16 protein-coding genes, 1 tRNA gene and 1 pseudogene are annotated in these 23,646 nt (G+C 40.8%); 9 read left to right on the forward strand and 9 right to left on the reverse strand.

The features are described 5' to 3' along the window. Window positions 1-126: 126 nt before the first annotated feature. A pseudogene (locus tag FTU36_RS16730) lies at window positions 127-237 on the reverse strand (hypothetical protein); the annotation flags it as partial. A gap of 460 nt (window positions 238-697) precedes the next feature. Here FTU36_RS16730 and FTU36_RS08630 point away from each other — a divergent pair. After that, a complete protein-coding gene (locus FTU36_RS08630) occupies window positions 698-1,246 on the forward strand; it encodes a hypothetical protein (protein WP_180117471.1) in 549 nt (182 codons plus the stop codon). Window positions 1,247-1,365: 119 nt separating this feature from the next. On the opposite strand, the gene FTU36_RS08635 is transcribed toward FTU36_RS08630, so the two are convergent. The 4 genes from FTU36_RS08635 to FTU36_RS08650 are packed head-to-tail and all read right to left on the reverse strand — an operon-like array spanning window position 1,366 to window position 6,283. Next, window positions 1,366-2,463 carry an ABC transporter permease gene (locus FTU36_RS08635; protein ID WP_373686353.1) on the reverse strand — a complete coding sequence of 366 codons (1,098 nt, stop codon included), beginning with the start codon at window positions 2,461-2,463 and terminating at the stop codon, window positions 1,366-1,368. A 17-nt stretch (window positions 2,464-2,480) separates the two neighbouring features. Continuing rightward, complete coding sequence (locus FTU36_RS08640; RefSeq protein WP_180049042.1) at window positions 2,481-3,611, reverse strand: ABC transporter permease; 1,131 nt, start codon at window positions 3,609-3,611, stop codon at window positions 2,481-2,483. Then, window positions 3,611-4,774: an HlyD family secretion protein gene (locus tag FTU36_RS08645; RefSeq protein ID WP_180117474.1), complete on the reverse strand. Its 1,164-nt coding sequence runs from the start codon at window positions 4,772-4,774 to the stop codon at window positions 3,611-3,613. Before FTU36_RS08645 ends, FTU36_RS08640 begins: the two co-directional genes overlap by 1 nt. Before the next feature lie 21 nt (window positions 4,775-4,795). Then, the gene (locus FTU36_RS08650) at window positions 4,796-6,283 is read right to left on the reverse strand and encodes a TolC family protein (RefSeq protein ID WP_180117476.1); all 1,488 of its coding nucleotides are present in this window, start codon (window positions 6,281-6,283) and stop codon (window positions 4,796-4,798) included. Window positions 6,284-6,630: 347 nt separating this feature from the next. Here FTU36_RS08650 and serC point away from each other — a divergent pair, with 347 nt between their 5' ends. Then, window positions 6,631-7,710: a 3-phosphoserine/phosphohydroxythreonine transaminase gene (serC, locus tag FTU36_RS08655; RefSeq protein ID WP_180117482.1), complete on the forward strand. Its 1,080-nt coding sequence runs from the start codon at window positions 6,631-6,633 to the stop codon at window positions 7,708-7,710. A gap of 606 nt (window positions 7,711-8,316) precedes the next feature. Here the strand turns inward: serC and nudC are convergent. From nudC to dnaQ, 3 genes are all read right to left on the reverse strand, one after another. After that, window positions 8,317-9,090, reverse strand: coding sequence for an NAD(+) diphosphatase (gene nudC, locus FTU36_RS08660; protein ID WP_180117484.1), 774 nt, complete (start codon window positions 9,088-9,090; stop codon window positions 8,317-8,319). Next, window positions 9,090-10,736, reverse strand: coding sequence for a chemotaxis protein (locus FTU36_RS08665; protein ID WP_180117486.1), 1,647 nt, complete (start codon window positions 10,734-10,736; stop codon window positions 9,090-9,092). Before FTU36_RS08665 ends, nudC begins: the two co-directional genes overlap by 1 nt. A gap of 128 nt (window positions 10,737-10,864) precedes the next feature. Further along, entirely contained in the window at window positions 10,865-12,265 is a 1,401-nt protein-coding gene (dnaQ, locus tag FTU36_RS08670; protein WP_180117488.1) for a DNA polymerase III subunit epsilon, read from the reverse strand. Window positions 12,266-12,471: 206 nt separating this feature from the next. Here dnaQ and FTU36_RS08675 point away from each other — a divergent pair, with 206 nt between their 5' ends. The 7 genes from FTU36_RS08675 (at window position 12,472) to FTU36_RS08705 (ending at window position 23,398) form a co-directional block, all read left to right on the forward strand. Next, window positions 12,472-15,798 carry a LysM peptidoglycan-binding domain-containing protein gene (locus FTU36_RS08675; protein WP_180117490.1) on the forward strand — a complete coding sequence of 1,109 codons (3,327 nt, stop codon included), beginning with the start codon at window positions 12,472-12,474 and terminating at the stop codon, window positions 15,796-15,798. 62 nt (window positions 15,799-15,860) lie between these two features. Next, complete coding sequence (locus tag FTU36_RS08680) at window positions 15,861-17,663, forward strand: extracellular solute-binding protein (protein WP_257224816.1); 1,803 nt, start codon at window positions 15,861-15,863, stop codon at window positions 17,661-17,663. A gap of 33 nt (window positions 17,664-17,696) precedes the next feature. Beyond that, window positions 17,697-18,764: a microcin C ABC transporter permease YejB gene (locus tag FTU36_RS08685; RefSeq protein ID WP_180004177.1), complete on the forward strand. Its 1,068-nt coding sequence runs from the start codon at window positions 17,697-17,699 to the stop codon at window positions 18,762-18,764. Beyond that, window positions 18,764-19,777 (forward strand): ABC transporter permease, encoded by a 1,014-nt coding sequence (locus FTU36_RS08690; RefSeq protein WP_180004178.1) that lies wholly within the window; start codon window positions 18,764-18,766, stop codon window positions 19,775-19,777. Before FTU36_RS08685 ends, FTU36_RS08690 begins: the two co-directional genes overlap by 1 nt. Further along, window positions 19,752-21,353, forward strand: a complete 1,602-nt coding sequence (locus FTU36_RS08695) for an ABC transporter ATP-binding protein (RefSeq protein WP_180106306.1) — start codon at window positions 19,752-19,754, stop codon at window positions 21,351-21,353. Before FTU36_RS08690 ends, FTU36_RS08695 begins: the two co-directional genes overlap by 26 nt. Window positions 21,354-21,465: 112 nt before the next feature. Then, complete coding sequence (locus FTU36_RS08700) at window positions 21,466-22,710, forward strand: NADH:flavin oxidoreductase/NADH oxidase family protein (protein ID WP_180026819.1); 1,245 nt, start codon at window positions 21,466-21,468, stop codon at window positions 22,708-22,710. Window positions 22,711-22,798: 88 nt separating this feature from the next. Beyond that, window positions 22,799-23,398 (forward strand): YiiX family permuted papain-like enzyme, encoded by a 600-nt coding sequence (locus FTU36_RS08705; protein ID WP_180117493.1) that lies wholly within the window; start codon window positions 22,799-22,801, stop codon window positions 23,396-23,398. Between the two features lie 66 nt (window positions 23,399-23,464). Here the strand turns inward: FTU36_RS08705 and FTU36_RS08710 are convergent. After that, a tRNA-Glu gene (locus FTU36_RS08710) sits at window positions 23,465-23,540 on the reverse strand. Between the last annotated feature and the right edge of the window lie 106 nt (window positions 23,541-23,646).

Raw genomic sequence — 23,646 nt, forward strand, 5'->3', positions numbered from 1 at the left:
AGCAAGTAACTTGGACCAGTGTTGATCATTTAGCATTGTTCGAGGCATAGCGAGTGTAAAATTGGGTTTGGCGATTTAATTTTACTATCTCGCTATTTTTTTAATCAACAAATGTCAACAGACCCTAACTAAAGCATCAGGATATTCAGGAGAATAGTGTAGGAAAGCACCAACAAGTATACCTAGAATGAGAGCAATCACGATTTGCCAGGCAAGGCTCACCTTAATCTTTTTCATACATCAGCTCTTATGTCAGATTTGGGAGAAAAAAGCCCACAGTCATCCACGAACAAAAGTTGCAGACAGACTGAGTCCGCCATGACAAAAAGTTCTGAATAATTTGGGAGATAAATACGACAATATTTTGCAGTTTATATGAGAATACAGCCAACGATTTTGATCAAAACCAAACTGTTTGATCGATAAATTATCATTTTTAGTTGTATAAACGATTTGATTGTTAAGTTTAATTTATAAAACGAATAAAATTGAGTTATTAATAAACACTTCACAAAATCTCTGATTTACCTAGAAAGATCGAAAAAACTAAATGTGAGCCTGTATTTTTCATTTTTATATAGAAGTTTGCTTTATACTTGTGAAGCAGATAAATCAGTGAAAATTCTATAAATCACACAGATTATCCGAACTAAATTTTAACTTTATATATTTTAATAATAAGCAGAGGGCTTGTACGGTGTTGAAAAAATTAGTCGTCATCATCGCTTTAATCTTACCTATAACGGCTTGTGAAAAAATTGGCGATTTCTTGATTGCAAAATTTGAATCAAGCCTACCAAGTGAGACAAGCTCCCAGCGTACCAAGTCAGAAAAATTATTCGCAGCACTACACCAACCCCATCAAGACAGCTTTTTGGCATTGGTTGAAGAAAATGTTCGTGATGCGATGCTGGCAGATCCGGAGCTGTTCTTACGTATGAAAAAGCTGATTCCAGCAGGTCAACCTAGCGCTGAGGCGGAAGTGATTCAGCGAATGGCAAATACTCGGCTGGGAGAAGGTGAGACCACAACGATTGTGTATAAATATGATTATCCGCAAAAAGAACTGTATATGAGTGTGGTCTTTGCAGGTCATGATGGGGACGATAAAGTGAAAGGATTCTGGCTTGAAAACGCTGCAGAAAAAGAATCAGATGATTTGGTTACTGAGATCACCTCAGATGCAGATGATTTTGATATTCAAGTGGATGAAGCATCGACTGTGACGCCAAATGCATACAGTTAATAGATGACAGCAAGAATTAAAATTTGAGACATGCTAAGAAGCAAAGCGTTCGAGTCCATGATGAATAGATTTGAACGCATTTCGTTTGATACTCGATATGTATAACAGCACAAACAGTTTTATCTTTTGGCAAACTTTAAACGCCAGACAGCAAGACATAAAAAAATCAGTCCAATACTTGTGAGGTAAAGCAGTTTAGGGGTAACGATTGCTGTAGGCACACCCATCTGATTGAGTTGAAGAAACATTTGAATGCCTTGGGTTGACGGCAACACCTGAGCAAGTATTTGCATCCATTCAGGCATAGCGGCATGCGGCCATGCCGTTCCCGAAAGTAGAAATAGCGGAATAGAACTAAAAACGATGACATGTCCTGCACGTTCTGGCAGGTCAAGAAAGGTGGCTAGATAGAGTGTCATCGCAATAATACAACTGAGAAAGATGGGCACAGCAATGAACATGCCCCACAAATTTCCACCGCGTGGATAATCATTCAGCCAAAAGGTAAAACCAAATAAATAGAAGCACCCTAAAGTTCCTATGGTCAAAATACACAAGAAGATGCCAGCTAATTGTGTATAGCTCGGACGCCATGCTGTGTTTTGTCGATAGGTCGCAATCAGCATGCACAGACCCAATAAAATCGTCTGATGAATAATTAAGGGAGCAACCGCTGGGAAAATATAGCTGCCGTAGCCTGAAAGTGGATTAAATAATGGAATCTTATGAATCGACAAAGCGGGGCTAAAATCAGATATGTTCTGGAATTTTTCTGCATATTCGACGAGGGCATTTTCCATCGAACTGGCTAAACCTAAGCCAATTTTTTGCGTCTTTAGAAAGTTTGCAGCACTGAGATATAAACCAATTCCACCGGTTTCACCACGGCGAATGCTATTTGAAAGATTACTCGGCAACAGTAAAATCCCGTCAGCTTGCTGACTTCTGAGCATATTTTCAGCCTCAGCAAAATTACCAGTCACAGCTTGAATTTCTACATTGGGACTATTGGCTACAGCACCAATAATCTTATTAGTGAGTATGCTTTGTTCCTCATCCACCACAATGATAGGGAGCGATTCTGCGTGTTCCGCTTGATAGGCAATGGGATAAAAAAAACTGTAAAGAAAAACAGAAAGCACTAAGGTGGTAAAAATCGAACTGTGCTTCACAATATCTTTAAATGTTTGAATATAGTGTCTGAGCAAAGCTGTTATAAATAACGCGATTTTATTCATATGCTTTGTTCCTTCAGTACTTTACGTAAAAAGAAGCTGGCGAGAACCAAATAGAACAGACAGTAAATGATCAGGGTGATAAGCGGTGTGATTGAAATGGAGATTGGGCTACCAATGACCCATTGTTCTGTTTGTAATTTGGCATAAGGCGTATAGGGAATAATATTGGCCCAAAACTTTGTAAACATCGGTGCGTTATTCAGCGGCAATGTCACCCCTGCAAAACTGAGTGATGAGCCACCATACACAGCGATAAAACCAAATGACTTGGTGAGATCACGTGTCGCCAAAACCACGGTAGAACTGATAAAGGCATAGGCTGTATAAAAAAACAATTGCCCGAGCAAAATGAGCAGTAATGAACCTTGAACAAACCACCCTCTAAACACAATCAGCCAGAACATCCACGCCCAAGTCCAAGCGGTAAAAATGAAAACATAACTGAGATTTTTAGCGATTAAAGCTTGAAAGACAGAACTTGGATTCACCCATTGATTTACAGTGTCATATTTGATTTCTTGACCAACCGAAAATGCGACGCAGCAGCAGAGTAATAAATGCAGAATCGCAGGAATCATGTACGGCTCTAAATAGAACTCATAATTTAAACCTGGATTATATAAAGGTGAAATTTTGACATTGGGCGTCGGTGCATCGAGGTAGGGAATGGTATTTTGTAAATAGTGATGACCACTAAAATCGGCCATGGCTTGCAATGTACTTAGCAGCATGGCTGATGAAATACTATTGCCGACACTAAAATAGCTTTGGTTATAGGCAATGCTGATTTCTGCATCTTTTGCTTGAACCAGTCGTTGCTCTGCGCCAGCAGGAATATGAATATAGCCCCAAATTTGAGTCTGATTTAAAAGCTTTTCAGCATCGTCCATACTAGGTGTAATGGTGGCTACTTTTAAGGTATGGTTCAGCTGCGCAAAATGAGTAATGTTACGGCTTAAACTGCTTTGATCTTGGTCTATGATCGCGATGGGTAAATGATCTGGTTTGCCTTGAGCAAACATATTGGTAAAGAGCAAAATCACAAGGGCAGGGGCAAGTGTGACCATGCACAAGTCCCATTTATGCTGCATCAAATAGCGAAACTCACGCAGAATGCCCCTAAACATTATTTACGCTCTTCAATTTTAAACAAAACGCTCATACCCACTTTTAAGTCAGCAATCGGCTGAGCGGGGTTCAGTTGGACTTTAAAACTACGAATGTCATAGCCGCCCGTTTGCCGCGTGGTTTTAATCGTTGCAAATTCACCTTCGGCTTCGATGTGATCAATTTTAAAATCGGCAGATTTGTTCAGTGCGGGTATAAATCCATGCATGGTCTTGAGTTGATACACTTGAGCATACTGGTCTTCACGGACATTTAAGCTAATCCATAAGCTATCATCTTGAATCAGGCTTACAACGGGCACACCCATCGCAACTAATTCTGAAACTTTGCCATAGGTTTTTGAAATGGTGCCATTGGACGGTGCAAACAATTTGGTTTCAGCCTCAAGTGCATTTGCTTCGGCCAACGCGGCTTGCGCAATCTTGACTTGGGCATCTGCCGAGCTTTGTTGTTGCGGTGTACTGCCACGTTTTGCACGCGCATATTGTTGATAAGACGCTTCTGTCATTTGTGCAGCAGAGACTGCGGCAGCTTGCATTTCATCACGGCGTTGACGTGAAATGACACCTTCTTTATAGAGGTTTTGACCACGTTGGTAGGTGGTTTGCGCCAATTGTTGCTGTGCTTTTAGACTTTGCCAATTGGCATATAAACTATCAATATTTTCTTGTTGAGAGCCACGTTCAGCTGTGGATTGCAGTGCTTGCGCAGATTGAAGTGCAGCTAAAGCCTGTTGTTTCTTTGCATCGACTTCGGGGCTGGTTAAACGAACCAGTGCTTGACCTGCTTGTACTTTTTCACCGTCATGCACATATATTTCTTCAATACGACTAGGTACTTTGGTACTAATGTGGATGGTTTCAGCCTCAACTCGACCTTGTAATTCAACCTGCTTGGGCTGATAACTTTTCCATAAGCCAAATGCAATCAATGCCAAAAGCAGAACTAAGACAATGCCAATCACGAGCTTGATCAAAGCAGATTTATTGCGACTTTGCACTGAGCTTTTTTTCGTCTCTGCATCAGTATTGGTATTCACTTTCTTTGGAGTATCCTCAGCAGTATTTGCTGTAGACGAAACGTTTGAACTCGAGACATTGGATTGGGATGTTTCAGCATTCGCAGAGGCATCTTCTTGGTGATCAGTTGGTTCCTGATTCATATTGTTTCCCCTCGGCTAAACTTAGCGAATATAGTCGGTATGTGATTGATTGATATAGCTTTGGAACTGGTCAATGCTCCCGTGACTTTGTAGCAGTGTTGCGAGTGACATCACGTATTTATAAGCATTGAGCGCCATTTCACTTTGTAGCCCACTCAGTGCATTTTGTGCATCAATGACTTGTGTGGCTGTTCCCATATCTTCTTTAAATGAAAGCTGTTGAATTCTTAAATTTTCTTGAGCAGCTTTTAGGTTTTGCTGCAACAACAGGTGACTTTGTTGAGCGCTGGTGACTTCATTAAATGAGCTATAAATCAGGCTTTCAATTTCTTGTTTGGTACGCTCAGTCATTAATTCAGATGCATAGCGTTGAAGTTCAGCAGCTTGTACGGATTTGTTTTTATCAACACCTGAAAATAAGTTGTAGCGAGCGGCAACACCAACGATCCAGTTTTGTTTATCGTCGAGACTATATTCGCCAAATGCAAAGACGTTGGGTTTTTTTGCTGCACTTTGGGCTTTCACATTGGCACCGGCCAATTGACTGTCCAATTGCATTTTACGCACCAAACTAGACTTATCCTGATAACTTTTTAGTAAGGCGGTTATATTTTGATTGTGTTGCTGATTGATAAATAATGGCGTTGAAAGATCAGTAATTTGGCTGCTTTGCATTAAGTTGTTTAACTTAAATAAGCTAGAGCGGAGATTCGCTTCAGTATTTTGAAAAGTTCTGAGTGCATTATTCTTCGCCACTTCAAATTGCATACGCTGGCCTTTGCTAATAAAACCCTGTTGTTCCATTTTGAGCGCATTGGCATAGTGTTGTTGCATCGCATTTAAATTGAAGCGGCTGCTTTCGACTAATTTTTTTTGTAATTGAGCATTGAAGTAGGCTTGGATTAATTCAAAACGTTGCACATCTTGTTGTTGTTCACTGCTTATCGCGCTGCGTTTGGCTTGGATATTGGCAATTTCCTTGGCGCTAGACGTTAACCCACCGGTATACAGCGGCATCATTACGGAAACGGTAGGGCGGATCACTTGATCATCTAAGACCACTTGGGAAGAATCTGGAATTAATCCGACACCATCACGGATTGGCTGTTGCAGACTGTCTTTTAATGGGTCTGCCAAATCACTCGGTAAGCTTTCATCAATTTTATTATTAATGCCATTACTCAGCGTTTGTTCTAAGTTGTTTTTTAAGGCGCCGAGAGGAATATCGAGTTCATTATGAAAGGCATAGGCACGGACGTTTAAATCCACACGAGGTAAACCAAGGCCTTTAATGGCCTGAGCTTGAAGTTCGGCAGATTGTTGTAGCGCTTGGTTGGCCTGAGTACTATACGAACTAGTGAGTAGACTTTGTTCTGCTTGGCTATAACTGATACTTTGCGCAAGTACCGTGGGGCTAAAAAAGCCACTGAAACAACCAAGGCCAAGCAGTAAACCTGAACGAAATGTATGTTTAATTTTTATAGAATAATCTGTTCGAGGTAAAGGCATAAAAATACACTCACAGCTAGGATGGGTTCATTATAGTCATTGTGATGAAGTTGGGTAAATTCACTAAGTTGTTGTATTGTTTCATATACATATGTAAATAAATTTTATCTTCGCAGCGCACGTCATTTTCGCACATCAAGACCTTAAATTAGCATCAATTCAAGGGATAAAAAATATCAGTAAATCTAATAATTTGAATTAAGAAGAATTAATTTTGATCTTTATTGAAATTTTGACTTTAAATGTCAGACAGCATTGGAATATTTTCAGCTTTAACTACTGCAAGCACGCGTCAGATATGGTTAAATGCCATCATTTTATTGTGTTTCACTTTGAAAGGAAAACTCATGCGCGCGTACAACTTCTGTGCTGGTCCTGCTGCATTACCCACTGCCGTTTTAGAAAAAGCTCAAGCTGAAATGCTTGACTGGCAAGGCAAAGGCCTTTCGATCATGGAAATGAGCCACCGTAGTAAAGACTATGTCGCTGTGGCAGAGAAAGCAGAAGCTGATCTTCGTAAGCTGATGAATATTCCAGACAACTATAAAGTGTTATTCCTTCAAGGTGGCGCATCACTGCAATTCTCTGCGATCCCATTAAACCTATTGGGTAAAAACAGCAAAGCAGACTATATCCACACTGGTATTTGGTCTGAAAAAGCGTTGAAAGAAGCACAGCGTTATGGCGACATTAATGTCGTTGAAGCGGGTACGATCATTGACGGTAAACTTGCGATTACTGATCAAAGCACTTGGAACTTATCTGATGATGCAGCTTATGTGCATTATGCAGATAATGAAACCATTGGCGGTCTTCAGTTTGCCAACATTCCTGAAACAGACAAGCCATTGGTTGCCGATTTTTCATCAAGCATTTTATCTGCACCATTAGACGTCTCTAAGTTCGGTTTAATCTATGCAGGCGCTCAGAAAAATATTGGTCCGGCTGGTTTAACTTTAGTGATTATTCGTGATGATTTATTGGATCAAGCGAAAGCAGATATTCCAAGTATCTTGAAATATTCAGCTCAAGCGAAAAATGGTTCAATGGTGAATACACCATCAACTTATGCATGGTACTTATCTGGCCTCGTTTTTGAATGGTTACTTGAGCAGGGCGGTGTAGACGCAATTTATAAAGCGAATATGGCAAAAGCTGAATTGCTTTATGGTTATATTGATTCAAGCGATTTCTATGCAAATCCAATTGCAAAAGAATTCCGTTCAATCATGAACGTACCATTTACTTTGGCGAATCCAGAATTGGAAAAACAATTCTTGAAAGAAGCTGAAGAAAACCACTTGCTGAATTTAGCTGGTCACCGTTCAGTGGGTGGTATGCGTGCAAGTATTTATAATGCTGTTCCGCTAGAAGGCGTTCAAGCACTGGTTAACTTTATGGATGACTTTGCAAAACGCAACGCATAATCCTAAAGGCATAAAAAAACCGGCAAATGCCGGTTTTTTTATTGAATAGATTAAAAAATAAAAGTATGTAACACGTATGCACAAATCAGCATACCTAACATAAAAAATAAGCAGGACATTGGCTCGATTTGATATCGAGATTCCATGTGATGGTCAACTTGTGATAAGTTTTCTTCTTGCACGACTTTCATAGATATTCTTTCCGATCTATTTATCGTTAATTACTATTTCTTAAACGCATTTTTAACATAATTATTTGATTAAATAAAGTACTATCTGCCATAAACTTACTAAACTATTTAGTTCATTTAAAAATAAGCAACCGAATTGCTAAATTTAGTTTCATAAATTTCCTATCTTATTTATTTATATTAGATTTTTATATTTTATCTTTTGCAGATGGATTTATTTTTCGTCATTATTTTGAATTTAATATTGTGGATAAGTTATTTTAATTTGAATTTAAAAATAGAATAAATCGACTATCTTGTGGATAAAAAATATTCAATCATTTAAATATTCAGCGAATACACATGATTAGCGAGAAATAAAAAAAACCGCACTGAGGCGGTTTTTTTTATTTCTAAGTTCCTCAAAAGCAGTAGCTTATAACCATGCCTGGGTATCATCTGCAACAGCAGAACCATGAATGACATGCATAATCATCGAATGGGCGATACTGCCTTTGAAAGGAATTTCAGGTAATGCATCAAATTTAAAGAAGGCTGCATCACTGATTTCTTCTTCTTGTAATTGAAGTTCACCAGCAGCATATTCTGCTTTAAAGGCGATCATTAAATTACTTGGGAAGGGCCAAGGTTGGCTGGCTAAGTATTGAATATTTTTGACCTTTAAACCCACTTCTTCTTCAGTTTCACGACGAACCGCTTCTTCTAAAGTTTCACCGACTTCAACAAAACCCGCGATCAGTCCATACATGGCACGGACATTTTTTGCATTTTTTGCCAATAATATTTCATCTTCACCACGGGTAATGACGGTAATGACACAAGGATTGACACGAGGGTATTGGTGATAACCGCAAGTGGGACAAACCATGGCGTATTCTGTGGCATGGACTTGAGTTGCTGTGCCGCAGTGGCTACAAAATTTATGATTACGACGCCATTCTAAGAGTTGAATAGCACGGCTGGCTTGTTCAAATTGTTGAACATTCCACAATTGTAGAAGCTGGCGAATAGGGATGAGTTGTAAGCCATCAGGAATAGGCTCATTTTCAAGTAGGTCACGGGCAATCACTTGATCACCCGTGCCGATATTTAAATCACTTGCGAGTTGCTCAACTTCGGGAAGTTGAAAGTTTTCATCGACCAGCAATTGCTGTTGTTTGAAGATATACGCAAGTGACAATTTAGACATTAGGCTGCTGCTGATTTCAGTTTTTCGCTACTGTCCAATGCTACCTTAAACATGCCCTGTAAAACAGGTTGTTTGTTCTTTAAATTGTCAATCAACATATCTGCGCTTGCCAATGAATCTAATGCTTGATTCACTTCATTTGCTTCAATCGCAGTTGAAGACTCAACACGTTTCAAAATGAATTGAGCTGTTGAATTCAGCGCATTTTGAGCCGCATCTGCATTGAGGAACAACATTGCACCACCAATTTCACGGAATTGAGTTGCAGTCGCTTCAAGTTGTGTCAAATCTTGGTTTTGTAAATACTGAACCAAAGATTGGCTAGCAGCATCAATTAAAACCTTGGTCTCATTTAACAGAGCAGCGTGTGCTTCATCTAAACGGTCGAGTGAAATATTCATATTATTCACACGAAGTTGTAAGCGGCTAGAAGTGTGATGACGCTCAAGCACACCAATCGAGTTCATGGCAGACAAGATATTGTTCATCAACTGCTGGGCAAAGTTTTCATCTTGTAAAATCTCAGCATTACCTAATGACGCGGCTTGACGCGACAAGTCGTTATACGCTTCATTTAAGTTCAAGACTTTGAAAATATTTGCCAATTCGTTTAATTTCGCTTGAAGATTTTGGGTTTTTTCAGGCGTCATATTTTGATAGTTAAATTCAATATCATTACGAATTTGCGTCATTTCAGTCGTAACCAATTCACCAATGGTATGCATGGTATCGAAGTCAGGACCATATAAATGACGACTGAAAACTTGCAATTGAGTGTCGGTGAGAAGGTCTTCACCGATATTTAACTTGCCACGAATATGATGAGAAATGTCATCTTCTTGGCTAATGTTTAGACTTAAGACATTGGCTAAATCAGAAATGGATGCTTTAAAGCGCTCAGTTCCTGCAAAATATTGAGCCATATTGCGTTCAATGCTTACCAAGGTACGTAAACGAGCATCGGTAATTAAGATTTGATCAATTTGATTAAACGCAACAAAAACCAAGTTCCAGTATTGTTTGCTTGGATGTTTGTCTGAAAGACCTGCTAAATACGTACCGACCAATTTAATCGCTTGCAGATCCAGCTCAGTTTCTTCTTGTTTAATCAATTTATTCAACGCCAACTTATACAGACGGTGAACGTATTTTGATTTTTCAAGTGCAGGAGCTTGAGGTAAGTCAAAGTCAGGAGTAATACAATCGAGTAGGGACTCAATGTGTTGGCCTTCCGACGTTAAAGGTTTACCTAAAGACAGTTCTAGACGATTCAGACTGTCGAGTAGGAACTGTGGGATTTTAACTTCACGCAAGCAGATAAATTCAATATAGCGTTTCAGCATGGTTGTGCCTTCGCTCAGTGCGATGACATCTTGAGTGTTAATTTGCGCAGGATTCCCCATGATCTTGCGCATTAACTCTGCTGAATATTGAGCGATTTTTGCCAAACTTGGCATATCAACTAAAGCTAATACTTGAGCACATTGTTCAAATTGAATCAGTGCATCATCAATCCCGAAAGGTAAAGTTTGATCTTCAACTAAGGTGCTGACTGCTGATTCGACTAACTTGATTGAGTTATCAACCTCATTTTTTATTATCAGCAAAGCCGTTGGATCAAAATGGATAGAGGTTTGGTAAGACATGTATCTGCACCTTTCCTAGATGTTTTATCTTGTTTATTAACCGCCCCTTAAGGCGGTCCATGTTTATGGTTTTACTATAGCGTATGTAAGAATTGTTTATATACAAAAAGTAACACGAAATTTAGATTTTATTTCGCAAAAAGGCAAGGTGTACCATGTTTTTCTTCAAATTGTTTGACCCATGTCTCATGGGCTTCAAGTTCATCGGCTGAAGGTAAAATCACGGGTAATTCTATTTCAACAGCGGCGCGGGTTTGCGAACCATCTTCATTTTGCGAGTGGGTCAGGGCATCGATATCAAAGGATACCTGACCACCCGTCATTGCTAGGTATACGTCAGACAGAATTTCCGCATCGAGTAAGGCACCATGGAAGGTACGGTCACGTTGTGGAATTTCGTAACGACGCACTAATGCATCGAGTGAGTTTTTCTGGCCTGGATGCTTGGCTTTGGCCATAGCCAAGGTATCGGTGACTTCGCAAACTTCAGATAAGGCCACAAAACCGGCACGTTTGAACTCCATATCAAGGAAGTTCATATCGAAGGTTGCGTTATGCGCAATGATTTCTGCGCCTTTTAGATAGTCAAATAAGACATCAGTAATTTCAGCATACAGTGGTTTGTCTTTTAGAAAGTCATCACTGATTCCGTGAATATTTTCAGATTCACCGACAGGTTTTTGCGGGTTGATATAAATATGAATTGAGCTACCGGTTAGTTTGCGGTTAATCATTTCCACTGCACCGACTTCAATAATACGGTCGCCATCTTGGAAATAGAAACCTGTGGTTTCCGTATCCAAAATTAATTGTCGTGGGCCAGATACATCGACAGTTGCTGGTGTAATGACAATCATTGGATGGATTTCAGCAGCTTGCTTAGACTGTGTAGAAGCATCTGGACTCAACGTTGAAGCAGTGTCTGTTGCTTGTTGTTCTATCACAATGTCATCAATCTGCTCTGCGTCAATAGCTGACTCAGCTGAGATTTCTTCTGCTTCATCCTCGCTATCAGCAAATTCGAGTCCAAACGGATCATTTAATAGCCAGTCAGGTTCAGCTTTTTTTTTAGGTGCTTCAGCTGTAGATGCTGCTTGTTTGATGCGTTCGAGGGTTTTTTCTGCGCCTAGATTGGCCAATTGATCGGCCATTTCATTTCCCGGATGGCCTGCATGCCCTTTAATCCAGTTCCATTCAATTTCCCGACCCTGACAAGTTGCATCCAGTAATTTCCACAAATCTGGATTTTTAACATCTTTCCAGTTTTTCTTTTTCCAACCATGAATCCACTCGGTTATGCCTTGTTTGACATAGTTGGAGTCTGTCCAAATGATCAGTTTTGCATCGGACGGACAATGTTGAATGCCTTCAATAGCAGCAGTCAATTCCATACGGTTATTGGTGGTTTCAGCTTCGCCGCCGCAGAGTTTTTCTTCTCCAGTTTCACGGATGATATAGGCCCCCCAACCCCCTAAGCCAGGGTTGCCTTTACATGCACCATCAACATAAAGCGTGATTGTTTGAGACATAAATCAAATCCGGAGAAAAACAAGCATTCAGAACCGTATATTGTATAACGCAAATGACAGAGAGAAATCCATTTCTGGCGATTTTTTTAATTTCTTGTAACATTTATACTGAAATAGCGTTAAATTAACGCCTTGTGTCTGTGTTCTGCTTCACTACAATGGCATATCTAAAAAATAAATTTTATATGAGTTGTCTGGATTTTTTTATGTATAAATCAACTGCGACTGTCTGGCAGCCTACGTTACCACAAATTTTTAAATTTACAGTCTTGGGTTCTGCGCTCGCAGCTCTTGGTCTGACGGGCTGTTCTTCATCGCAAACGACTAAGCAGAACTCAGCAAGTAAACAAGTTGGCTCAAACTTTCTCGATGCCAATAGTTTAGATTCACTCGAAGATTTACTTTCTGCAACAGACATGCGTGCCGTAGAAGGCGATCGCCTTTTAGTACTTAAGCATGGTGATGTCTGGAAGCGTATGACTGTGGGTTTCAAAATGGATTTGAACCACTGGGATACGCGAATTGAAGCGCAGCGTGGTTGGTTTATTTCACGTCAACCATATATTGATCGTTTAAGTGCGCGTGCGTCCCGTTATTTATATCACACGGTTAAAGAAGCAGAACGTCGTGGTTTGCCGACTGAGTTGGCGTTATTACCAGTGATTGAAAGTTCTTATGACCCAGCAGCAACCTCAAGTGCAGCCGCAGCAGGCTTATGGCAATTTATTCCAAGTACTGGACGTATTTACGGCTTAAAACAAACCTCAATGTATGATGGTCGTCGTGACGTAGTGGAATCAACGCGTGCAGCTTATGAGTTTTTAGGTGCGCTACATAACCAGTTCGGTTCGTGGGAATTGGCTTTGGCTGCATATAATGCAGGGCCGGGCCGCATTCAACAGGCGATTAACCGTAACCGTGCGGCAGGTTTGCCAACGGATTATTGGTCGCTAAAACTGCCCCAAGAAACCATGAACTATGTCCCACGTTTCTTGGCTGTTGCTCAAATTATTAAAAATCCAAGTGCCTATGGCGTAAGTTTGCCACCAATTGCCAACCGTCCACACTTTCGTGAAGTGGCTGTAGGGCCTGCAAATTTAAATGAAATTGCATCTATTACCGGTTTAAGCCGTGCAGAACTCTATGCACTAAACCCTGGTCATCGTGGCGATGTGATTGATAGCAGCAGCCCAATGCGGATTTTAATTCCTGCGGATGTGAGTCCATCAGTCGATGCACGTTTGAAAAAATTACAATCAGGTGGTTCATCAGGTTATTGGGCAAGTAATTCAACTTATAACTTACCAAAAAATAATGTTGAAATAACACCGTCACGTGTTACTCCGCCGGAATTAAATAGTAAAACTATTCAGCCCGCTAAAGTGACGCCACCTACGCTTAAAACTCAGCCGACAGTGACAGCTTCTGCCAAACCACCTGTAGTCGCTGCAACGGTAACGCCGAGTGTTCCATCAGGAACGAAAGGCAAAACGCCAATAGGATCATCTGCTTTGGCTGCTTTTGCATCGAATAGTGATATTCCAAGTGCGCCGCGTATACCAGTCGCTGTAACACCTTCGACTCCTGTGAAAGCCGTGTCTGTCGAGCCACCACTCAGCGCAAATGAGCGTGAGCAAATCATGGCGGCTATTAAAGCTGAAGGTGAGACCAAAACAATAGATGAGGTATTAAAACCAGTAGCGACTAAAGCAGAACAAGAAGAAGTCGTTCAGGAAATTAAAGCTATTGCGCCGAAAGGCACTGAAATTGTCGATCCTTATGATGGCAAGATTAAGTTGACTGCGATTCAGACCAGTCAGTCGATTGCAGATCAACAAGGTAAAGAACTGACGAAAGGGTTCTCTTACCCGAAAAGCGTGGCTGAAAATACAGGTGCAGATTCCGAAGAAGCCAAACGCAACCAAGGTAAAAATGTCATTCGTACAGATTCTGAAATTGTAGTTGTACCACCTAAAGGTAAACGCAGTACTTATACAGTTTTGGCGGGCGACACATTAGCGTTGATCGCGATGAAAAATGGCGTGAATTGGCGTGATATTGCAGCTTGGAACCAAATTTCGCCAGATTCGACCTTGTATGTCGGTACGACCATCTATTTATATGATGCGAAACCGATTGTGCAAAATAATGAAGAATCGAAAGCTAAGCCTATCGCAGATAGCTATGTGGTGAAAGCAAATGACAGTCTTACAGCTGTTGCGAGTCAATTTGGTTTAAGTACGAAGCAACTCGCCGACTACAATGGTTTAACCACCACGAGTGGTTTATATGTTGGGCAGAAATTATCCTTAAAAGAACCGCCAGCATCTAAAGCAAAATTGGAAGCTGACAAGAAAGCAGCTCAAGTTGTCGAAAAATCTGCAAAAGTTCAAACCAAATCCTACACGGTAAAACGTGGTGAATATCTAAAACTCATTGCAGATCGTTATGCGCTGTCAAATCAAGAGTTGGCAGATTTAACAACTGGTTTAACGGCTGGCAGTAGCTTGATGGTGGGGCAAAAAATTAATGTGCCATTACAAGCTGTAGCAGAAGTTGAGAAGCTCGAAAGCAAAGTCGTGAATCGCATTGAAAATGTCAAAGTTGATCCTGCGTATAAAGTTGAAAGCTATAAAGTGCAGCGTGGTGATACGCTTTACAGTATTGCGACGCGGTCAAAAATCAGTTTGTCAGAATTGGCGAGTCTAAATGATATGTCGGTAAATAGTGGGCTGATGGCTGGGCAAAGCATTAAAGTTCCTGCAAGTTCAACTGTTCCTGATACATATGTGGTGCAGTCTGGCGATACACTGACAGGCATTGCTAGTCGCTATGATTTAGGCATGGACTATGTCGCAAATTTAAATGGTATAGAGCGTAGTTCTGGTCTACGCGTTGGGCAGAAATTAAAATTAACAGGTGATGTCGCACCGGTTAAAGTAGAAACCAAAGCTGAGGCGACCAAAATTGAAAGCAAAACCAATACACGAACGAATTCCGTTGATGCGACCGATATTCATGTGGTGAAATCAGGTGAAACATTGGGTGTGATTGCGAAGAAATATCATCTTCAATTGCGTTATTTAGCTGAATTAAATGGCCTAAATACCAATAGTGCGATTCGTGTAGGGCAGCGTTTAAAAGTAGATGGTGAACTACCTGCTGATGTAGCTAGTAAAGCAACTGAAACCAAAAAAACGGAAGCTAAATCCTCTACGAGCAATGTGAAACCAACAAATACTGAAAGCTATACTGTGAAATCAGGCGAGTCTTTAAATTCGATTGCTAGTCGGACAGGTTTAACTGTGGCAGCATTGGCTGAGTTAAATAACTTGAACCCGCGTGCTGGGCTTCGTGTTGGTCAAAATTTACAAGTTCCTAAAACCATCAGTGAATACCGTATTAAACGCGGGGATACATTGATTGGTTTAGCAAGTCGTTATGGACTAGATACATCAAAACTCGCTGAAATGAATGATATGCAACCGTCTGCTCAGTTACGTATTGGTGAAGTGATAAAAGTACCGAACTGAGTCCAAACATTAAGGAGTTAAGTTGAATGTATTCTGCTTCAACTTCGCGTTACGTGTTTGGTATGACCTTGAGCATACTTTCAACAGGGGCGTGGGCTGCATTGCAGACCACGCCTTTTCTTGCCATACATAGTAGCCCTCAATATCATCAATTACAGGCAATGCCCTATGCCAATCCTTTTGCCACTAAAGGGGGCTATATCACGACTTCGAGTATTGGGAGTTTTGATAATTTAAACAGCATGAATGGAAAAGGGCGTTCTGTTGAAGGTATCAATTATCTATTTGATAGTTTGATGAGTTCATCTTTAGATGAGCCGGGTGTGATGTATCCGTTACTTGCCGAAAAAGTGACATTTGACCCAAAAAAAACTAATTTTGTTATTTTTCATTTAAACCCAAAAGCACGATTTAGTGATGGGAGTGCCTTAACAGCAGATGATGTGAAGTTTAGTTTTGATACATTCCAAACTAAATCAAATCCCGGTCTACAAATGTACTTAGCAGATTTGGACAAAACAGATGTTTTATCTAAATATCAGGTGAAGATGAGTTTTAAATCTGGTCATAATACTGATATGCCCATGATTTTGGCGCAAATGCCGATTTATTCCCAAAAAGATTGGGCAAAAAAAGATTTTACTCAAATTACATTGCAGCCCATCTTAGGCTCTGGCCCTTACACGATTGAGAAGATCGATGCAGGTAGGAGTATTCGCTATAAGCGTAATCCTGACTATTGGGGGCAGAAATTAGCTGTCAATCGTGGTCGGTATAATTTTAACCATCTGAAATATGTATATTACCGCAGCCCAGACATCGCCTTTGAAGGCTTTAAAGCGGGTCAATTTACGTTATATGAGGAAAAGACCGCACGTAATTGGGTGGGAGCGTACAATTTTCCTGCTTTTAAAGACGGTAAAATTGTCAAATATCGCTTTAAACATGAACGACCGATTCCCACAAAAAGTCTCGTATTTAATACCCGTCGTGCGCCATTTAGTGATATTCGCTTTCGGCAAGCTTTAACTTTTGCTTATGATTTTGAATGGCAAAATAAAGCATTATTTTATGGGCAGTATCAGCGTTTGCAGAGTTATTTTAGTAATAGTGTGCTAGAAGCGAAGGGGAAACCCTCTATCCAAGAGTTGGATATTTTAAAACCGATGTTATCGCAACTTGATCCTATTCAACGACAGGGGGTCTTATCCAATTGGCAATATCCCGTTTCTGATGGCAGTGGATTTAATCGAAAAAATCTGCTGCATGCACGCCAACTGTTATTGAATGCGGGTTATCTTTATCAAGACGGCCGATTGGTGGATGCAAAATCTCGGCCTGTGAAATTCGAAATCTTGATTCAGCAACAAGATTTGCAGCGAACCTTAATGCCATTTATACGAAATTTGAAACGTTTAGGTATTCAGGTGCTATTGCGACAAGTAGATGGACCGCAATACACCGAGCGTATGCGAAATATTGACTTTGATATGATCGTGGATGAAATGCCTCAATCGCTCACTCCAGCAGGTGAGCAAGCTCAACTTTGGGGCAGTCAAGCAGCCGATCAAGTGGGTAATTATAATTATGCAGGGATTAAAAATCCTGTGATTGATAAGCTCATTCAACAGGTGATCAATGCTCCAAATCGGGAGGAATTGATTGTTCGTACGCGTGTTTTAGACCGCCTGCTTAGAGCGGGTTATTATCAAATTCCAATGTTTGGGCAAAGTGAAAACTGGTTTGCCTATTGGCATATGTATAAGCAACCTTATGTCAAACCTAAACTTTCTGTAGGGATTGACTATTGGTGGAGTGATGCAGCTCAAGCCAAGCAAATAACACAATATTTACGGCAGCAATAAATACACCTGAATGACAAGGAATGTGAAAGCAACATGGGCACATATATTTTAAAAAGATTGCTCCTGATTATTCCAACATTGTTTTTCATTTTACTGATTAACTTTGTCGTGATTCAGATTGCACCGGGAGGACCTGTTGAACAAGCCATACAGCAAGCTGAGTCCTTTCAAGGTATGGGAAACACAGGTGGTGGTGAAACTGCGACGACAGGCAGTAAATACCAAGGTGCTAAAGGCCTCAGTGAAGAAATGGTGGCAAAAATCGAAGCGCAATATGGTTTCGATAAACCATTATTCGAACGTTTTTGGCTCATGTTAAAGGGCTATGTGACGCTAGATTTTGGTACCAGTTTCTTTAAAGATAAGCCTGTGACCCAGCTACTTTGGGAAAAGCTGCCTGTATCCTTATCCCTTGGCTTATGGAGTACCTTGCTGATCTATATGGTGTCTATTCCATTAGGCATTAAAAAAGCCCGTCAACATGGTCTGTTATTTGATAAAAGTACGTCTATTTTATTGGCTATCGGCTACGCCATTCCTGCTTTTGCCTTTGCCATTTTACTCATTGTATTTTTTGCAGGTGGTTCATATTTTCAGTGGTTTCCTCTACAAGGTTTAGTTTCAGAGAATTTTGCTGAGTTAAGTGTATTTGGCAAAATTTCAGATTATTTTTGGCATATGGTGTTGCCTTTGTTTGCTATGGTAATTGGTGGTTTCGCTGGCTTAACTTATCTGACCAAATACTCTTTTATGGAAGAATTAAATAAGCAATATGTTCTTGCTGCTCGTTCTAAAGGTTTGACCGAATCACGTGTGCTGTATGGGCATGTATTTCGTAATGCAATGCTCATTGTTATTGCTGGTCTACCAGAAGCATTAATTGGCATCTTCTTTGTGGGAAATCTATTTATTGAAATTATTTTCAATCTAGATGGTCTGGGGTTATTAGGATTTGAAGCCATTGTACAGCGTGATTATCCAGTGATTTTTGGCACCTTGTTTATTTTTACCTTGATGGGGCTGATATTAAGATTAATCAGTGATGTCATGTATCAAATGATTGATCCACGAATTAATTTTGATTCGCAGGGGGCAAAATAATGTCTCCGATCATGCAAGCACGTTTTCAACGTTTTAAAGAAAATAAATTAGGCTTTACATGCTTTATCAGCTTTGCCTTGATTTTTATGTTGTCATTAGCTGTCGAGTTTATTGCCAATGATAAACCGCTCTTGGTCAAATACGATGATTCTTTATACGTTCCCGTATTAAAAAGTTATCCAGAAACTGCTTTCGGTGGCGTATTTGAAACTGAGGCAGATTATAAAGATCCTGTGGTACAGCAACTGATTGATGATAAAGGATGGGCTGTATGGCCACTGATTAAATTTTCCTATCAAACACCGAATTTAGAGTTGGCTGTGCCTGTGCCATCTGCACCGACTGCACAAAATTGGCTCGGTACCGATGACCAAGGGCGTGATGTGCTCGCACGTATTTTATATGGACTACGTGTGTCGCTCTTGTTTGGTTTTGCATTAACTTTTGCTTCAGCCATATTGGGCATCATGGTTGGGGCGATACAGGGCTATTATGGTGGCTGGGTAGACCTCATTGGTCAACGGATTTTAGAAGTCTGGGGCGGACTACCGATGCTATTCATGGTGATGATTTTGGTCAGCATGTTTACTCCGAGTGTGTATTGGCTCTTTGTCATTATGCTGCTGTTTGGCTGGCCCACTTTGGTCGGCTTGGTTCGTGCAGAGTTTTTGCGTGCTCGTAATTTTGATTATGTCCGTGCAGCACGGAGTCTTGGCGTTACAGATAGCACCATTATGTTTCGGCATATCTTACCAAATGCGATGAGTTCCAGTCTTTCACAGCTACCTTTCATGCTCACGGCAAATATTACGGCACTGACAGCCTTAGATTTCTTAGGTTATGGCTTACCGCCTGATGCCGCGTCCTTAGGTGAGTTATTGCTTCAAGGGAAAAACAATCTGAATGCACCATGGCTTGCCTTATCGGGGTTTTTTACCTTAGCGATCGTGCTGTCTTTATTGATTTACATTGGGGAGGCGACACGTGATGCATTCGATCCTAGACGTCAATAATCATCAAGTTAATGTACCTCCCATCGTATTAGCGGTTGAACATTTACATATTTCCCATGCAGCACAGGTCTTGGTTGAAGACCTGAATTTTAATTTGCATGCAGGTGAAACGATAGCCATTGTTGGAGAAAGCGGTTCTGGTAAATCGATTAGCAGCCTAGCTATACTCGGTTTGTTGCCAAGTGATCTGCAGGTCACAGGCAGCGTCAGCCTGAATGGACAGAATATTCTTGGACTGAGTCCTGAGCAGCATCGAAACATTCGTGGACAGAAAATTGCCATGATTTTTCAAGAGCCGATGACGGCCTTAAATCCCTTACATCGTGTGGAAAAGATTGTTGGTGAGTCATTGTTGTTACAGGGATGGTCGAAGGCAAAAACACGACAGCGCGTTATAGAATTATTAAATGATGTGGGTATTCCTGATGCTGAAGATAAGTTAAGGCGCTATCCACATGAATTATCAGGCGGGCAGCGGCAACGTGTCATGATTGCCATGGCATTGGCCTTAGATCCTGATATTTTAATCGCTGATGAGCCAACCACGGCTTTAGATGTCACTTTGCAGGTGCAAATCTTAAATTTATTAAAGTCGCTACAACAGCAGCGCAATATGGCGATGATATTAATTAGCCATGACCTGAATTTGGTCAAGCGCTATGCCGAACATGTGATTGTGATGAATCGTGGGCAAGTGGTGGAGCAAGGTGGTGTTCAGGAAATTTTTGAGCAGCCGAAGCAGGCGTATACCAAAAATTTATTAGACCATGATTTTGGTTCAGCAATACAGGTTTCGCAAACGCAGACACTTTTAGAATTACGCCAGTTAGGAGTGAAGTTCCCAGTCAAACAAGGCTTATTGAACCGCATTAAAAATTATGTCGTTGCGGTAGAAGCTTTGGATTTAACAGTGGCTGAAGGTGAGTCGATCGGTATTGTTGGTGAGAGTGGTTCAGGGAAAAGCTCTTTAGCACTGGCTATTGCTCGGCTCATAGAAAGTGATGGTGAAATTATGTTAAATCAACACGCCATCAATCAACTTTCAGAAAAACAGCTCAGACCTTTACGTCGTGAATTTCAAATCGTCTTTCAAGATCCATTCAGTAGTTTAAATCCACGGCTCAATGTAGAGCAAACCATTGGCGAAGGTCTGGCCTTACAGCATTTATCTGCAAATGAAATTGTACAGCGTATAGATGAAGCTTTGCAGAAAGTCGAATTAGCCAGCTCATTTAAGCAGCGTTATCCACATGAATTATCGGGTGGGCAACGGCAGCGAGTTGCCTTGGCGCGTGCGTTGGTATTACGTCCTAAATTATTGATACTCGATGAACCTACATCGGCACTTGATCGGACGACACAAAAAGCTATCGTGAAGCTACTACGGCGTTTGCAGCAAGAATATAATATGAGTTATTTATTTATCAGTCACGATTTACACGTGGTCAAAGCCTTGTGCCAAAAAGTGTTGGTACTGCGACATGCCAAAGTCATGGAGTTTCAAGACACTGAAGATCTATTTGCACGACCACAAACGGACTATACCCGTAAATTAATTGAAGCCAGCCAATACTAAAATCAAACTTATGGATATTTTGACAAGTGTCATTGTCAAAATATCCTTGACCTTTAGAAAATAATAATTAGAGTAAATACTCAGGACTTATTATTTCATTTTGGACATTGTCATGAGCCATTTAGCTGAAAGCTTTAAAATTCGTAATACCACATTTAAAAATCGCATCATTAAAGGTGCAATGAGTGAAGCATTGGCCAATACCGCAGGCCAACCCAATCACTTACATTTTGGATTATATGAAGCTTGGGCGAAGGGTGGTTTAGGCTGTGCCATTACGGGTAATGTCATGGTGGATTTTCGTGCTAAAAATGAGCCGGGGGTTGTGGTCGCTGAAACAGAGCGAGATTTGGCGCAGTTAACACAGTGGGCTGAGTTAGGTAAGAAGCACGGCATGGTGCAATTGGTTCAACTTTCACATCCGGGTCGTCAATGTCCAAAAGGTTTAAATAAAGAAACGGTTGCACCATCTGCTGTGCCATTTAGTCCGATGTTAGCTACAACTTTTGGAACACCGCGCGAACTTCGTGAAGATGAAATTTTAGATATCATTCAGCGTTTTGCACGTGCCGCACATATTTGTGAAAAGGCAGGCTTCGAAGGCGTGCAATTGCATGGTGCGCATGGTTATTTAATTAGTCAGTTCTTGTCGCCACTGACCAATAAACGTCAAGATCAGTGGGGTGGTTCAAATGAAAATCGCATGCGCTTTTTGCTTGAAATCTATAAGGCAGTTCGTGCTGCGACGACAGATGATTTTATCATTTCGGTCAAACTGAATTCTGCTGATTTCCAACGCGGCGGAATTAGCGAAACAGATGTGATTGAGGTCTTTAAGGCAATCGATGCCGCAGGGATTGATATGATTGAAATCTCGGGCGGTTCCTATGAAGCGCCAGCGATGGCCGGTGCTAAAGCAGAAAAACGTAAAGCCAGTACCATTGCTCGTGAAGCTTATTTCCTCGATTTTGCGGACAATATCCGTAAAGAAGTGAAATGCGCGTTAATGGTTACCGGCGGGTTTAGAACCGTGCAAGGCATGAATGCTGCACTAGACAGTGGAGCTTGTGATTTTATTGGTATTGCACGTCCATTCGCTGTTGAAGTCGATTTGGCTGATCGTTTATTGGCGGGGCAGGATGTTCGTTACGGCGTAGACAAAATTAAAACTGGCATACCGATGATAGATAAAATGGCGATTATGGAAATTATTTGGTATGCCGCTCAGTTTAAATCGATTGGTGAAGGCAAACAGCCAAATCCTAAACTTTCACCGTTAAAAGTGTTTTTTAAATATCTTAAAGGAAATTTAACAGCGGTCATTAAAGGGCAAGTCAATTCACGTAAGTCGGCTTAATCAATCATTGAATTATTAGAATAAGGGCAATCGGCATACATCCATGTTATGGTTGCCTTCATTCATATCAATATTGCTTAAAATAAAAATGTCTAAAATTTTAATATTAATAGTCATTCTTTCGGGGCTCAGTTCAGCCCTCTATGCCCAGTCTGTATTTCAGACGGGGGATATCATTTTTCATATCTCAAAGTCACAACAAAGTTTAAGCATTCAAAAGGCCACACATTCGCCCTATAGTCACATGGGCATGATCGTAAATAAAAATAACCAAACGTGGGTGCTTGAAGCTATTCAACCTGTGCAATACACCACTTTAAATCAATGGATCGCGCGTGGGGAGAATGCTCACTATGTGGTGAAAAGGCTCAAACAACCCTTAAATGTGCCGCAGAAAACGAAGCTGGTACAACATGCAGAAAAGTATTTGGGCAAACCCTATGATATATATTTTGAATGGGATGACCGTGCAATTTACTGTTCTGAAATTGTTTGGAAAGCTTATCAGCATGCTTTAGGAATCGAACTTTCTCCATTACAACAACTGAAACAATTTGATTTAAAACAAAATGAAGTGCAGCGCCTAATGCGGCAGCGCTATGGTCAAAATATTCCGCTGAATGAGCAGGTGATTGCCCCTAAGGCCATTTATGATTCAAAACTATTAAAAGAAATATTTAGAAATTAAGGCAATAAAAAAGCCCAAGTCGCAATGCTTGAGCTTTTTAATGAGTGGTTAAAACCAACTCGAATATGGCGTCCCTACGGGGATTCGAACCCCGGTTACCGCCGTGAAAGGGCGATGTCCTAGGCCTCTAGACGATAGGGACAGTACAGAAAGCAAATTTTAAAACCGTTCATTTCAGTCTAAGTTTTTAGACTAAATAATGGCGTCCCTACGGGGATTCGAACCCCGGTTACCGCCGTGAAAGGGCG

The organism is Acinetobacter sp. YH12096 (assembly GCF_013419215.1).
Taxonomy (GTDB): Bacteria; Pseudomonadota; Gammaproteobacteria; order Pseudomonadales; family Moraxellaceae; genus Acinetobacter; species Acinetobacter amyesii.